Source organism: Enterobacter cloacae complex sp. P16RS2 (assembly GCF_014982155.1).
In the GTDB taxonomy this organism is placed as follows: domain Bacteria; phylum Pseudomonadota; class Gammaproteobacteria; order Enterobacterales; family Enterobacteriaceae; genus Enterobacter; species Enterobacter cloacae_M.
Window position 1 is genome coordinate 51,435 of record NZ_JADCKW010000022.1, and the last position, 13,289, is coordinate 64,723.

The window sequence follows — 13,289 nt, forward strand, 5'->3', positions numbered from 1 at the left end:
CTTTCTAACTTGTTGTTTTCGTACGCTGGTTTTTCACCTGGTACATGTTGCGGTCAGCCCTCTCCAGTAATGCTTCCACGGAAGCATTTTCCCACGCCAGAGCAAAGCCAATGCTGAGTGACATCGATGCTTTTTGTCCGTTATGAAGATCAAACGGACGGATAAACTGCTGCGATAGCGCAGCACAAATATGTTGAACCTCAAGCTCAGAGTGCACGCCGTACAGCACCATGGCAAATTCGTCACCGCCAAGGCGGTATGCCTGGTGACGTTTGTCGCCAAACTCCATCATCCTGCTGGCGACTTCAATCAGCACGCAGTCTCCTGCCGCATGTCCCCAGGTGTCGTTAATAAACTTAAAATTATCACCGTCGAGGAAGAGCAGGGCCGAGTTCGTTTTGGCAGAAGGGTCGTTCATTAAGGCCGCAATGCTGTTACGAAACGCCGCGCGGTTGGCAAGACCGGTGAGCGGGTCGTGCATGGCGGTACGCAGCAGCTGGGCGTTTTTCGCCTGGAGCTTGAGTTGCCACTCCTCCATCTCATCCAGAAGGCTGTTGAAGTCCTCACCAAACTGGTGAAACTCTTCGATACGGCCATCTTTCACCCGGCGGGAGAAGTTACGGTTAGTACGAACGTCATGCACCACGTCGGTGATGTTTTGCAGGGCCGTGACCATCCCGTGATGCAAAGACTGGGTAATAGTGAGCGCGACGACGGTTGCAAAGAGAATACAGCCGGTCAGAACGGCAAACGACATCCAGATGAAATGGCCGATCAGGCTGTCACGCGCGGTAAGGCGAATTTCGCCGATCGTTGCGCCGTTATGCATGATGGGCTGCGCAACCGGTACGGGGAAAAGCCAGCGGCTGACCAGTGCGCCCAGCGTATCGTTGTTGTCCTCCGGGTTCCATGACCAGTAGGCAAACCGCTTTTTATGCGCGTTAATAACCTCGGCCACGGCAAACTGGCCCTGTTTGCCCAGAGCTGCCAGCGTTTCGTTGGCCGCCAGCGAGTCGTTGAATACCAGCGAGGCTTCCAGGCTGTGGCTCATTGTTGCGCCGGTTAATTCGAGATTCTTTTGCGCGTATTGTTTTAACGTCACGACGGAAGCAAAACAAAGCAGCAGCCATATTAACGTCATCGTGATGATGACGCTTATCATGCTGTTTCGCCTCAACGTTCTTTTAAACGTCGGACGTGGCGTTGAAGTGAAATCTTTATCCATGCTGCTTATTCCGTGCAAGCATTAATACATCCGGATTGACTCTTACGCCACTGCGCGTCAATGCATCCAGGTTGACGGCGAACCGTACCTGGCCGCGATCGATTATCAGGCAAAAGGCACTGCCAATTACACATTCCGGATTTTGCTCTGAGATTAATAGCAACGCTCTGCCCTGATATTGACTTATTAATTCAAGTTGTTTTGCCGGTGATTCAGACCCGAAATAGATCGCATCGCACGTCGCGGCCAGGGCTTCCTGATCGTTACGTACAATAACGGGAGTATAAGGTAACTCGCTATGCCCCTCATCGCCGCTGAGGGCGTGCGTATAGTGCGAAGTGGCGTAGATGCAGAGTTTAGGCTGCGCGGAAAGTGACGGCCATCGCGTATAGCTCACAATGCCTGAGACAATCGAGCGTACCGATTTATCCGTTTCCGTAAGCGTGCCTGCCGCCGCAGGGCCTACCATAAGGAACAGCGTTAGCATCAGAGCGAGTCGGAAAAAAGAGATCAAGAATAAATTTCTCACCAGAATCCGCCACATCGCTCTGGAAATAGATGTCCTTAAGAGTTGCGGGCAGAATACCATTGTTTATCAGGGCCGTCATTATGTCAGAAATAGCATGAGGCCAACCTAAGCTAAATCCTACTGTTGTTTATTTTCCGGTGGATGAAATTAGATTAATTCAGTCTGCTGGAGCGCATACTTTCATCCATCCCTTGCTGCCATGACGCACGCAGTTTTGCCGCGTTTTCGGCTGTATCGCAACTGGCAGGGAAAGATTTGCCGGCTAATCCCCAGGCGTGAATAAACCCTTCTTCACAGACTTTCTTCTGACCGTCAGCATAGCCGCGAAGATATTCGCTACGATCAACGTGTGTGTCGTTAAAACTATCGGCCAGGGCCTGGTTATCTTTAACCGGCAGGCCATTCATGGCGTCTTCTTTACCTGCTTCAAACCAGGATGGGCTGGTCCAGTCGGGCTGGAAGGTGTAAGGATTGATCTGACAGCCGGTTAAAAACAGCGACAACAGCGCGAGAGCAATTGAACGCATAGCCATTCTCCTTTTTTCTTCAGCATAGCCTGGCTAAAGAAAATCTGTCTGTAATTTAAAGTTTACGTTTTTGTCGGCTGATTTTTGCATTAAATTGGCATATGTAAAGCTAAGTGTACGCATTTTGGATTGAAATGTTTACTTTTTATGGTATCGTGGTTTCACCTCATTGAGGAAAACAACTATCGCAAACGAGCTTTACAGGATCGCCATCATGCAAAAAGACGCGCTGAACAACGTACATATCACTGACGAACAGGTATTAATCACTCCGGATCAACTGAAAGCGGAATTTCCGCTGAGCGTCGCGCAGGAGGCTCAGATCGAGCACTCTCGCCAGACCATTTCTGACATTATCGCCGGCCGCGATCCGCGCCTGCTGGTGGTATGCGGTCCTTGCTCCATTCACGATCCTGAAACCGCCATAGAATATGCTCGTCGATTTAAAGCGTTAGCGGAGGAGGTCAGCGATAGCCTCTATCTGGTGATGCGCGTCTATTTTGAGAAGCCACGTACGACCGTCGGCTGGAAAGGGTTGATTAACGATCCGCACATGGATGGCTCGTTTGATGTGGAAGCAGGCCTGAAGATTGCGCGTCGCCTGCTGGTGGAGCTGGTCAGCATGGGGCTGCCGCTGGCAACCGAAGCGCTGGACCCGAACAGCCCGCAGTACCTGGGCGATCTGTTCAGCTGGTCGGCGATTGGTGCGCGTACCACAGAATCGCAAACCCACCGCGAGATGGCGTCTGGTCTGTCAATGCCGGTTGGCTTTAAAAACGGTACCGATGGCAGCCTGGCGACGGCGATCAACGCGATGCGCGCTGCTGCGATGCCGCACCGTTTCGTCGGTATCAACCAGGCGGGCCAGGTATGCCTCCTGCAAACGCAGGGCAACCCGGACGGCCATGTGATCCTGCGCGGCGGGAAAGCACCTAACTACAGCCCGGCGGACGTGGCACAGTGTGAAAAAGAGATGGAGCAGGCGGGACTGCGCCCGGCACTGATGGTAGATTGCAGTCATGGTAATTCAAATAAAGATTACCGTCGCCAGCCTGCGGTTGCGGAATCCGTGGTCGCACAGATCAAAGATGGCAACCGTTCGATTATTGGTCTGATGATTGAGAGCAACATTCATGAAGGTAATCAGTCATCGGAACAACCGCGTAGCGCAATGAAGCACGGCGTCTCCGTGACGGATGCCTGCATCAGCTGGGAAACCACCGATGCGCTGCTGCGTGAGATCCACAAAGATTTGAACGGCCAGCTGGCGACGCGTCTGGCTTAAGAGGTTAGTTATGGTTGCTGAATTGACCGCACTGCGCGATCAAATTGATGAAGTGGATAAGGCGCTGCTGGACCTGCTGGCGCGCCGCATGGCGCTGGTTGCCGAAGTCGGTGAGGTGAAAAGCAAATACGGCCTGCCGATTTACGTCCCGGAGCGCGAAGCTTCAATGCTGGCCTCTCGTCGCAAAGAGGCCCAGGCGCTGGGCGTTTCGCCGGATTTAATTGAAGATGTTCTGCGTCGCGTGATGCGGGAATCCTATTCCAGCGAAAACGACAAAGGCTTCAAAACCCTCTGTCCGTCCCTGCGGCCGGTGGTGATTGTCGGCGGTGCAGGGCAGATGGGGCGTCTGTTTGAAAAAATGCTGACGCTTTCTGGCTATCAGGTGCGCATTCTGGAAAAAGAGGACTGGGCGCATGCTCCGGAACTCATGAAAGATGCCGGGATGGTTATCGTCAGCGTGCCGATCCACGTGACGGAGCAGATCATCGGAAAGCTCCCTCCTTTACCGAAAGATTGCATCCTGGTGGATCTGGCCTCCGTCAAAAATGGTCCGCTGCAGGCGATGCTGGCTGCGCATACCGGCCCGGTGCTGGGTCTGCACCCGATGTTTGGCCCGGACAGCGGCAGCCTGGCTAAGCAGGTGGTGGTTTACTGCGACGGTCGTCAGCCGGAAGCCTATCAGTGGTTCCTGGAACAGATTCAGGTATGGGGCGCGCGACTGCACCGCATCAGCGCGGTCGAGCACGATCAGAACATGGCGTTCATTCAGGCGCTGCGCCACTTTGCGACGTTTGCCTACGGTCTGCATCTGGCGGAAGAGAACGTGCAGCTTGAACAGCTTCTGGCGCTCTCTTCGCCTATCTATCGTCTGGAGCTGGCGATGGTCGGGCGCCTGTTTGCTCAGGATCCGCAGCTTTACGCGGACATTATTATGTCCTCCGAGAACAACCTGGCGCTCATCAAGCGCTACTATCAGCGCTTTGGTGAAGCCATTACGTTGCTGGAGCACGGAGACAAGCAGGCGTTTATCGACAGTTTCCGCAAGGTCGAGCACTGGTTTGGCGATTACGCTCAGCGTTTCCAGAGTGAGAGCCGGACGCTGTTGCGCCAGGCAAATGACAGTCGCCAGTAATGCGATGATGTATATACTGAAAGCCAGCATTGCTGGCTTTTTTTATTTTGGGGAACTGTCATGGCCGAACCGCAGCTGCTGTTGAATTACACCGGGCATCTGCCTGAATGCCCGACGTGGAGCGCAGAAGAGCACGCGCTCTACTGGGCCGATATTCTGGAAGGGGAGATCCACCGATACCATCTGCCGACGGCAGAACACACCGTACTCTCTTTCCATGAGGAGGTGGGTTGTTTCGCGCTGCGCGAGCAGGGTGGTTTTATCGTTGCGATGCGAACGGGTATCTGGCTGACCGATAAACACGGCCTGCTGCGCCGCAAGGTGTGCGATAACCCCTCTAACCCGCAGCTCGCACGTTTTAACGACGGCGGCACCGATTCTCTGGGGCGATTCTACGCGGGCACGTTTTGGGGGCCGGGAGATTACAACGGTGCCCTGTTGATGCGCATCGACAACGACCTGACGCCGAAAGTGATCCAGTGCGATATTCACGGCCACAACGGCTTAGCATTTAGCCCGGATAATCAATGGATGTTTACTTCAGATACGCCAAACGGCGTTATTTACCGAACGCCGCTTGATGAGCAGGGCGAACCCGGCAGGCGTGAGGTGTTTCGCCAGTTTAAAGAGGGCGAAGGGATACCGGACGGCGCGGCAATGGATGTGGAAGGCTGCTACTGGAGCGCGCTATTTGACGGCTGGCGTATTGCGCGTTTTTCTCCGCAAGGGGAGCAGCTGGAAGAATACCGCATGCCGGTGCGTTGCCCGACGATGGTCTGCTTTGGCGGCGATGACATGAAAACGCTGTTTATTACCACCACGCGGGAAAATATGGATGCGGACGAGGTGGCGAAGTATCCGCTCTCCGGAGCCATCTTCACCCTGCCGGTGAGCGTGGCAGGGAAGAAGAAAAGCCGGTTTATCGAACGTTAGGCCGGGTCAACCGGGACCACGTTCTCGCTCGGATAGCAGCCCAGAACTTTCATGGAGCGCGTGATCTCGCCCAGTTCGCGCAGGGCTTTCTGCATGGAAGCAGATTCCAGGTTGGCCTGGATATCAAGATAAAACATCTCTTCCCACGGGTTACCGTGGATTGGGCGTGATTCCAGTTTGGTCATGATCAGGTTGTGGTTACGCAGCACCAGCAGGGCTTCAACCAGCGCACCGGCCTGTTGGCCGGTGGCCATCAGCAGCGTGGTTTTGGCCGGCACCTGGTCAGAAACATTGATTGCCTTGCGTGCCAGCACCACGAAACGGGTGATATTTTGCGTCTGGTTCGCCAGGTTGCGTTCCAGCACCTGTAAACCATACAGCGCCCCGCCCGCTTCGCTGCCGAGCGCGGCGACGGTTGGGGTGTTAGCCTGCGCCACTTTTTCCATCGCCGCCGAGGTGCTTTCGGTGTACTCAATTTTCCAGTTCGGATAGCGGTTCAGGAACTGGCTGCACTGCTGGAACGGCTGTGGATGACTGTAAACCGTTTCGATCTTGCTCAGGTCCGTTGAGCCGGCGACCAGCACGCAGTGATCGATAGGGATCGTCAGCTCGCCAACCAGCGACAGGCTGGTATGCTGCAGCAAATCGTAGACGTCGTTGATGGCGCCGGAGCTGGTGTTTTCAATCGGTACGACGGCGTAATCCGCCTGGCCGGTCTCAACCTGATTAAAAATGTCGGCAAACTTGGCACAGCCGCTCTCAATAAATTCTTCGAAATGGCGTGCGGCATACTGACGTGCGGCCAGGTGAGAATAAGACCCCTTCGGACCGAGGAAGGCGATACGCGCAGAGTGTGGGTTGGTTTTGTTCAGATGCTGCTGGAGCAGCGCTTGCTGGGTGAGAACGGAGTCTTCGATGATGAGCTGGAACAACCGGGTTATGTAGTGGGCATCGAGGTGATGCGCTTTGCCGAGCTGAATGAGACGTTCCAGCAGATCGCGCTCGCGGTCGATATCTCGTACCGGGCGATGGGAGTCCAGCTTGGCTTTGCCCACTTCAACGGCAAGCGCGCGGCGTTCGGCCAGCAGCGCCAGCAGTTTCTCATCCAGCGCGCTGATTTTTACTCGCAGATCCAGTAACGGGTTTTCCGGTGTCATAGTGTTGTCGGTCTCATATTATCGTTATCAATAAAAAAGGCCCCCCGGTGTGGGAGGCCTTGTTGTTCGTCTTCGCATTCTTTATCACACGACGAAACGCCTCCCGTTCAGGGGAAGGTAAAAAAGAATGCGAAGAAGAACGGCGTAAGTTTCATAAAGTCATCCTGTGATTGATACCGTTAAAGTACCCGCACTGTTTTCACCCTGTCAATAAAAAACAAAAAACGCGCCCGAAGGCGCGTTGGCGGTACACTCAATTTAAAGGATTACTCTTCTTCAACTTCTTCCGCGAAGCTGGCGTCTTTCACCGATGTTGCGGCGCGACGGGCTTCACCTTTGTGTTGCACTTTATTGAGCTGCCGTTCCAGCTTGTTGATCAAATCGTTAATAGCGGTGTACATATCCTCGTGTTTTGCGCTGGCGACCAGATGGCCGTTTGGAGTATTGATAGTTGCGTCAGCGATGAAACCCTGCGGCTCCTTGGACAGGATGATATGTGGATTAATCAAATGAGTTTGCCATTTATCCAGTTTGGCGAGACGGTCTGCGACGTGCTGGCGGATTGCCGGAGTAATTTCCATTTGTTTACTGGTAATGTTCATTGTCATAAATTTTACCTCTTGTCTTTCCGTCTTGGTGATTCCAGCATACCCGACCTAATGTCAAAATGTGTGATTTAGATCACGTTATTTTGTCGGTTTTTGTCAGGGAATCTTTTTTGTGAGGCAGGGCAGGAAGAGGTGAGATTTACCTTGTCGAAGGCAAAAATTGGGGCCATAGTTGACTGGATGTGTTGAGGCTTAAGCGCTTCAGCGACGCGGTAAAATGAATAAAAAAACGGCAGCCTTCGGGCTGCCGTTTTGCATTGAGGCAATATCAGGTGTTGCTGCTGTTCGCGGCGATGATTTTCGCCACTTTTTCAGCCTGAGCGGTCATCTGCATCTGACGGTAAGCATTTTCCATCAGCTTCAGGCCATCGCGCGTTGCCTGAGTATCCGGATAATCACGCAGCATACCTTCTACGCGGTTAACCACGGCAACCCATGCGCCACGACGGGTATAGTATTCCGCTACGGAGTATTCATATTTCGCCAGACGATCTTTCAGGAACACCAGACGTTTGGTCGCGTCGGTCACGTACTGACTGTTCGGATAACCGCGCACCAGCTTGGAGAAGTCATTGAAGGCATCACGCGCATGCTGCGGGTCACGGTCTGAACGATCCACGCCGAAGAAGCCCTGCAGCGCACTGTCGTCCAGCGCCATGTTGGTGAGGCCGCGCATGTACATCACGTAGTCGATGTTAGGATGAGTCGGGTTCAGACGCATGAAACGATCGATGGTTGCCTGAGCCAGCGGCAGATCGGCATTTTTATAGTATGCGTAGATGAGATCTAACTGTACCTGCTGCGAATATGGACCAAATGGATAGCGATTATCCAACGCTTCCAGTTGCGTTATCGCCTGTTTCCAGTTACCGTCCTGCAACTTTTGTTGTGCAGTCGCATAGATTTCATTCGGCGGATTGTCAGGGACCTGTTCATTTGAACCGGAGCAGCCCACCAAAGCCAGGCTCAACGTGGCCGCTGCCACCAGATATTTCATGCGCGTCATGACGTTTTGACTTTCCTCAAATGTTTGTCCGGGAGAAACTCTGTTCCTGCTCCCGATTAAGACCAGCTACAATAGCACACTATATTAAACGGCAAAGCCGTAAAACCCAACGTTAAACGAAGAAGCAGTTTATGGCACAACGAGTAGAACTCACCGCAACAGTCTCCGAAAATCAGCTCGGTCAACGCTTAGATCAGGCTTTGGCCGAATTGTTCCCTGATTATTCGCGTTCACGCATAAAAGAATGGATCCTTGACCAGCGCGTGCTGGTAAACGGCAAGATCTGGGACAAACCAAAAGAGAAAGTGTTAGGTGGGGAAGCTGTCGCCATCAATGCTGAAATTGAAGAGGAAATCCGCTTCGAGCCGCAGGATATCCCACTGGACATCGTCTATGAAGATGATGACATTCTGGTGATCAACAAGCCGCGCGACCTGGTTGTTCATCCGGGCGCGGGGAACCCTGACGGTACGGTACTTAACGCACTTCTCCATTATTATCCGCCGATCGCGGATGTTCCGCGCGCGGGCATCGTGCACCGTCTGGATAAAGACACCACCGGTTTGATGGTGGTGGCGAAGACCGTGCCTGCTCAGACCCGTCTGGTGGAGTCGCTGCAGCTGCGCGAAATCACCCGTGAGTATGAAGCGGTAGCCATTGGGCATATGACCTCTGGCGGAACGGTGGAAGAGCCAATCAGCCGTCACCCGACTAAACGTACCCATATGTCGGTGCATCCGATGGGTAAACCGGCGGTGACGCACTATCGCATTATGGAGCACTTCCGTATTCATACGCGCCTGCGTCTGCGTCTGGAAACCGGACGTACTCACCAGATCCGCGTGCATATGGCCCACATTACCCATCCGCTGGTAGGGGATCAGGTCTACGGTGGCCGCCCGCGTCCACCTAAAGGCGCATCGGATGAGTTCATCAGCGTATTGCGTAAATTCGATCGTCAGGCGCTGCACGCGACCATGCTGCGTCTTTACCACCCTATCACCGGTATTCAGATGGAGTGGCATGCGCCTATCCCGCAGGATATGGTGGATCTTATCGACGCCATGCGTGCTGATTTCGAAGAACATAAGGATCAAGTGGACTGGTTATGACCAAACTGATTGTCCCGGAGTGGCCATTGCCTGCTGGCGTGGCCGCCTGTAGTTCAACCCGTATTGGCGGTGTTAGCCAGGGCGCGTGGGAGTCTTTGAACCTCGGTGCGCACTGTGGCGACAACCCGGAACACGTTGAAGAGAACCGCAGACGTTTGTTTGCTGGGGGTAACTTGCCGTCGAAACCGGTCTGGCTGGAACAGGTTCATGGTAACGCGGTGCTGAAGTTGACGGGAGAACCCTATGCTTCTAAACGCGCTGATGCCTCTTACAGTAATACTCCGGGAACCGTTTGTGCCGTGATGACCGCCGATTGTCTGCCGGTTCTGTTCTGTAACCGTGCAGGTTCCGAGGTGGCAGCAGCACACGCGGGCTGGCGTGGTCTATGTGAAGGCGTGCTCGAAGAAACTGTCGCCTGCTTTAGCGATGAGCCAGCCAATATTATGGCCTGGCTTGGCCCGGCCATTGGTCCTCGCGCTTTTGAAGTAGGGCCAGAGGTTCGCGAAGCCTTTATGGAAAAAGATCCGCAAGCGGTTGAAGCCTTCCTGCCTTCGGGAGATAAATATCTGGCCGATATTTACCAGCTCGCCCGTCAGCGTCTGAATAACGTTGGCGTGACGCAGATCTTCGGCGGCGATCGCTGCACATTCACCGAAAAGGGTGATTTTTTCTCCTATCGTCGCGACAAGACCACGGGGCGTATGGCAAGTTTCATTTGGCTGATATAACCTAAAGAATCAAGACGATCCGGTACGTGCCGTTTTCTTTTCACATAATTCAGGTCATTAACCTTGAATAATTGAGGGATGACCTCATTTAATCTCCAGTAGCAAATTTGACCTGTTATGGGAGGAGTTATGCGTCTGGATCGTCTTACTAATAAATTCCAGCTTGCTCTCGCCGATGCCCAGTCCCTCGCACTGGGGCACGACAACCAGTTTATCGAACCTCTTCATTTAATGAGCGCCTTGCTGAATCAGGAAGGGGGATCGGTACGTCCTTTATTAACGTCCGCTGGCATTAATGCTGGCCAGTTACGCACCGCTATCGATCAGGCGCTGAGCCGTTTACCGCAGGTAGAAGGTACCGGCGGCGACGTTCAGCCGTCTCAGGATCTGGTGCGCGTGCTTAACCTTTGCGACAAGCTGGCGCAAAAACGTGGGGACAACTTTATTTCGTCAGAGCTGTTTGTTCTGGCGGCGCTTGAATCACGCGGTACCTTGACCGACCTGCTGAAATCTGCCGGTGCGACCACCGCCAATGTGACTCAGGCGATTGAGAAAATGCGCGGAGGTGAAAGCGTGAACGATCAGGGAGCCGAAGACCAACGTCAGGCTTTGAAGAAATTTACGGTCGATCTGACCGAGCGTGCTGAACAGGGCAAACTTGACCCAGTTATCGGCCGTGATGAAGAAATTCGCCGTACGATTCAGGTACTGCAGCGTCGTACCAAGAACAACCCGGTGCTGATTGGTGAACCGGGTGTCGGTAAAACCGCCATTGTTGAAGGGCTGGCGCAGCGTATCGTCAACGGGGAAGTGCCGGAAGGCCTGAAAGGCCGCCGCGTACTGGCGCTGGATATGGGCGCGCTGGTGGCCGGTGCGAAATACCGCGGCGAGTTCGAAGAGCGTCTGAAAGGCGTGCTTAACGACCTGGCGAAGCAGGAAGGGAACGTTATCCTGTTTATCGACGAACTGCACACCATGGTCGGGGCGGGTAAAGCCGACGGCGCGATGGATGCCGGGAACATGCTGAAACCTGCTCTGGCGCGCGGTGAACTTCACTGCGTCGGTGCCACCACGCTCGACGAGTACCGTCAGTACATTGAGAAAGATGCTGCGCTGGAACGTCGTTTCCAGAAAGTGTTTGTTGCTGAGCCAAGCGTTGAAGATACCATCGCGATCCTGCGTGGTTTGAAGGAGCGCTATGAACTGCACCACCACGTGCAGATCACTGACCCGGCTATTGTTGCGGCAGCGACGCTTTCTCATCGTTATATTGCCGATCGCCAGCTGCCGGATAAAGCGATCGACCTTATTGATGAAGCGGCTTCGAGCATTCGTATGCAGATTGACTCGAAACCGGAAGAGCTGGACAGGCTCGACCGGCGCATCATTCAGCTCAAGCTGGAACAGCAGGCGCTGAAGAAAGAGTCTGATGAAGCCAGTAAGAAACGCCTGGATATGCTCAATGAAGAACTGGACGATAAAGAGCGCCAGTACTCTGAGCTGGAAGAAGAGTGGAAAGCCGAGAAAGCGTCCCTTTCCGGCACTCAGACCATTAAAGCTGAACTTGAACAGGCAAAAATTGCCATTGAGCAGGCTCGTCGTGTCGGCGATCTGGCTCGGATGTCTGAACTGCAGTACGGCAAAATTCCTGAGCTGGAAAAACAGCTTGAGATAGCGACGCAGTCAGAAGGGAAAACGATGCGTCTGTTACGTAATAAAGTGACGGATGCAGAAATCGCGGAAGTGCTTGCTCGCTGGACCGGTATCCCGGTGGCACGCATGCTGGAAGGCGAGCGTGAAAAACTGCTGCGCATGGAGCAAGATCTCCATAATCGGGTGATTGGCCAGAACGAAGCGGTTGAAGCGGTTTCGAACGCTATTCGTCGTAGCCGAGCGGGGCTGTCCGATCCAAACCGTCCGATTGGTTCGTTCCTGTTCCTGGGGCCGACGGGAGTCGGTAAAACCGAGCTGTGTAAAGCGCTGGCTAACTTTATGTTCGACAGCGACGATGCGATGGTGCGTATCGACATGTCTGAGTTTATGGAGAAACACTCCGTCTCACGTCTGGTCGGTGCGCCTCCGGGATACGTAGGTTATGAAGAAGGGGGGTATCTGACGGAAGCGGTTCGCCGTCGCCCTTATTCCGTCATCCTGCTGGATGAAGTGGAAAAAGCGCACCCGGATGTGTTCAACATTCTGCTTCAGGTCCTGGACGATGGTCGTCTGACCGACGGGCAGGGGAGAACGGTCGACTTCCGTAATACGGTTGTCATCATGACCTCGAACCTGGGTTCCGATTTGATTCAGGAACGTTTCGGTGAACTGGACTATAGCCATATGAAGGATCTGGTGCTCGGTGTCGTCAGCCATAACTTCCGTCCTGAGTTCATCAACCGTATTGATGAAGTTGTGGTATTCCATCCTCTGGGTGAGAAACATATTGCGTCGATTGCACAGATCCAGCTGCAGCGTCTGTACAAACGTCTGGAAGAGCGTGGGTATGAAATTCACATCTCCGACGAGGCCCTGAAGCTGCTGAGTGAGAATGGTTACGATCCGGTGTACGGTGCGCGTCCATTAAAACGTGCTATCCAGCAGCAGATCGAAAACCCGCTGGCGCAGCAGATCCTCTCCGGAGAGTTGATTCCGGGCAAAGTTATCCGTCTGGAAGCCAACGACGATCGTATTGTGGCAGTGCAGTAAGTCACAAAACGCAAAAACGAGCCGCTTGCGGCTCGTTTTTGTTTAAAAACCAGGCGAAAATTGAGGTCTGGAGTAAATATTGCCTGGAAAGTGAGCGGTCAGTAAATAATTTTCACTTTACCCTTGCGGCTTCGGAATAACTCCCTATAATGCGCCTCCACTGACACGGAACAACGGCACACACGCCGCCGGGTCAGCAGAGAAAAGCAAAAATAAACGCTTGACTCTGAAGCGGGAAAGCGTAATATGCACACCCCGCGCCGCAGCGAAAAGCGAAGCGGCACTGCTCTTTAACAATTTATCAGACAATCTGTGTGGGCACTCAAAGTGACATGGATTCTTAA

At 53.6% G+C, this 13,289-nt stretch carries 14 protein-coding genes and 1 other annotated feature; of the genes, 6 read left to right on the top strand and 8 right to left on the bottom strand.

Translation table 11 applies throughout. The features are described 5' to 3' along the window. Positions 1-4: 4 nt before the first annotated feature. The 3 genes from dgcN to INF68_RS15665 all read right to left on the bottom strand — a co-directional run bounded on the left by dgcN (position 5) and on the right by INF68_RS15665 (position 2,281). A complete protein-coding gene (gene dgcN / locus INF68_RS15655; protein WP_029741024.1) occupies positions 5-1,225 on the bottom strand; it encodes a diguanylate cyclase DgcN in 1,221 nt (406 codons plus the stop codon). Continuing rightward, entirely contained in the window at positions 1,218-1,754 is a 537-nt protein-coding gene (locus tag INF68_RS15660; protein ID WP_185874178.1) for a YfiR family protein, read from the bottom strand. The genes dgcN and INF68_RS15660 overlap by 8 nt, the downstream gene beginning before the upstream one ends. Positions 1,755-1,906: 152 nt before the next feature. Beyond that, positions 1,907-2,281: a DUF2799 domain-containing protein gene (locus INF68_RS15665; RefSeq protein ID WP_085841433.1), complete on the bottom strand. Its 375-nt coding sequence runs from the start codon at positions 2,279-2,281 to the stop codon at positions 1,907-1,909. 214 nt (positions 2,282-2,495) lie between these two features. Between INF68_RS15665 and aroF the strand changes: the two genes are divergently transcribed. The 3 genes from aroF to INF68_RS15680 are packed head-to-tail and all read left to right on the top strand — an operon-like array spanning position 2,496 to position 5,631. Continuing rightward, positions 2,496-3,566 (top strand): 3-deoxy-7-phosphoheptulonate synthase AroF, encoded by a 1,071-nt coding sequence (gene aroF / locus INF68_RS15670; RefSeq protein ID WP_014832942.1) that lies wholly within the window; start codon positions 2,496-2,498, stop codon positions 3,564-3,566. A 10-nt stretch (positions 3,567-3,576) separates the two neighbouring features. Then, a complete protein-coding gene (gene tyrA, locus INF68_RS15675; RefSeq protein WP_047646187.1) occupies positions 3,577-4,698 on the top strand; it encodes a bifunctional chorismate mutase/prephenate dehydrogenase in 1,122 nt (373 codons plus the stop codon). Between the two features lie 60 nt (positions 4,699-4,758). After that, positions 4,759-5,631 carry an SMP-30/gluconolactonase/LRE family protein gene (locus INF68_RS15680; protein ID WP_047174746.1) on the top strand — a complete coding sequence of 291 codons (873 nt, stop codon included), beginning with the start codon at positions 4,759-4,761 and terminating at the stop codon, positions 5,629-5,631. Here INF68_RS15680 and pheA read toward each other — a convergent pair. The 4 genes from pheA to bamD all read right to left on the bottom strand — a co-directional run bounded on the left by pheA (position 5,628) and on the right by bamD (position 8,402). Beyond that, complete coding sequence (gene pheA / locus INF68_RS15685) at positions 5,628-6,788, bottom strand: bifunctional chorismate mutase/prephenate dehydratase (protein WP_126785913.1); 1,161 nt, start codon at positions 6,786-6,788, stop codon at positions 5,628-5,630. The two genes, INF68_RS15680 and pheA, sit on opposite strands and share 4 nt — an antisense overlap. A 30-nt stretch (positions 6,789-6,818) precedes the next feature. Next, positions 6,819-6,944 (bottom strand) — a sequence feature (Phe leader region). Next, positions 6,896-6,943 carry a pheA operon leader peptide PheL gene (gene pheL, locus INF68_RS15690; RefSeq protein WP_100249759.1) on the bottom strand — a complete coding sequence of 16 codons (48 nt, stop codon included), beginning with the start codon at positions 6,941-6,943 and terminating at the stop codon, positions 6,896-6,898. (Overlaps the previous feature by 48 nt.) Positions 6,945-7,054: 110 nt before the next feature. Continuing rightward, positions 7,055-7,396 (bottom strand): ribosome-associated translation inhibitor RaiA, encoded by a 342-nt coding sequence (raiA, locus tag INF68_RS15695; protein ID WP_003863162.1) that lies wholly within the window; start codon positions 7,394-7,396, stop codon positions 7,055-7,057. Positions 7,397-7,664: 268 nt separating this feature from the next. Next, positions 7,665-8,402, bottom strand: coding sequence for an outer membrane protein assembly factor BamD (gene bamD, locus INF68_RS15700; RefSeq protein ID WP_023308867.1), 738 nt, complete (start codon positions 8,400-8,402; stop codon positions 7,665-7,667). A gap of 131 nt (positions 8,403-8,533) precedes the next feature. On the opposite strand from bamD, the gene rluD reads away from it, so the two are divergent. The 3 genes from rluD to clpB all read left to right on the top strand — a co-directional run bounded on the left by rluD (position 8,534) and on the right by clpB (position 12,945). After that, entirely contained in the window at positions 8,534-9,514 is a 981-nt protein-coding gene (gene rluD / locus INF68_RS15705; RefSeq protein WP_023308866.1) for a 23S rRNA pseudouridine(1911/1915/1917) synthase RluD, read from the top strand. Further along, on the top strand, positions 9,511-10,242 hold the full coding sequence (gene yfiH, locus INF68_RS15710; protein WP_126785914.1) for a purine nucleoside phosphorylase YfiH: 732 nt from the start codon (positions 9,511-9,513) through the stop codon (positions 10,240-10,242). The genes rluD and yfiH overlap by 4 nt, the downstream gene beginning before the upstream one ends. Positions 10,243-10,371: 129 nt before the next feature. Then, positions 10,372-12,945: an ATP-dependent chaperone ClpB gene (clpB, locus tag INF68_RS15715; RefSeq protein WP_023308864.1), complete on the top strand. Its 2,574-nt coding sequence runs from the start codon at positions 10,372-10,374 to the stop codon at positions 12,943-12,945. A gap of 144 nt (positions 12,946-13,089) precedes the next feature. Here clpB and INF68_RS23250 read toward each other — a convergent pair. Next, on the bottom strand, positions 13,090-13,289 hold a 200-nt coding region (locus tag INF68_RS23250; RefSeq protein ID WP_227412878.1), incomplete at its 5' end, for a hypothetical protein.

Coding starts and splice junctions, on each gene's coding strand:
- dgcN (WP_029741024.1), bottom strand. CDS start 1,225: ATGGATAAAGATTTCACTTCAACGCCACGTCCGACGTTTAAAAGAACG.
- INF68_RS15665 (WP_085841433.1), bottom strand. CDS start 2,281: ATGCGTTCAATTGCTCTCGCGCTGTTGTCGCTGTTTTTAACCGGCTGT.
- aroF (WP_014832942.1), top strand. CDS start 2,496: ATGCAAAAAGACGCGCTGAACAACGTACATATCACTGACGAACAGGTA.
- tyrA (WP_047646187.1), top strand. CDS start 3,577: ATGGTTGCTGAATTGACCGCACTGCGCGATCAAATTGATGAAGTGGAT.
- INF68_RS15680 (WP_047174746.1), top strand. CDS start 4,759: ATGGCCGAACCGCAGCTGCTGTTGAATTACACCGGGCATCTGCCTGAA.
- pheA (WP_126785913.1), bottom strand. CDS start 6,788: ATGACACCGGAAAACCCGTTACTGGATCTGCGAGTAAAAATCAGCGCG.
- raiA (WP_003863162.1), bottom strand. CDS start 7,396: ATGACAATGAACATTACCAGTAAACAAATGGAAATTACTCCGGCAATC.
- bamD (WP_023308867.1), bottom strand. CDS start 8,402: ATGACGCGCATGAAATATCTGGTGGCAGCGGCCACGTTGAGCCTGGCT.
- rluD (WP_023308866.1), top strand. CDS start 8,534: ATGGCACAACGAGTAGAACTCACCGCAACAGTCTCCGAAAATCAGCTC.
- yfiH (WP_126785914.1), top strand. CDS start 9,511: ATGACCAAACTGATTGTCCCGGAGTGGCCATTGCCTGCTGGCGTGGCC.
- clpB (WP_023308864.1), top strand. CDS start 10,372: ATGCGTCTGGATCGTCTTACTAATAAATTCCAGCTTGCTCTCGCCGAT.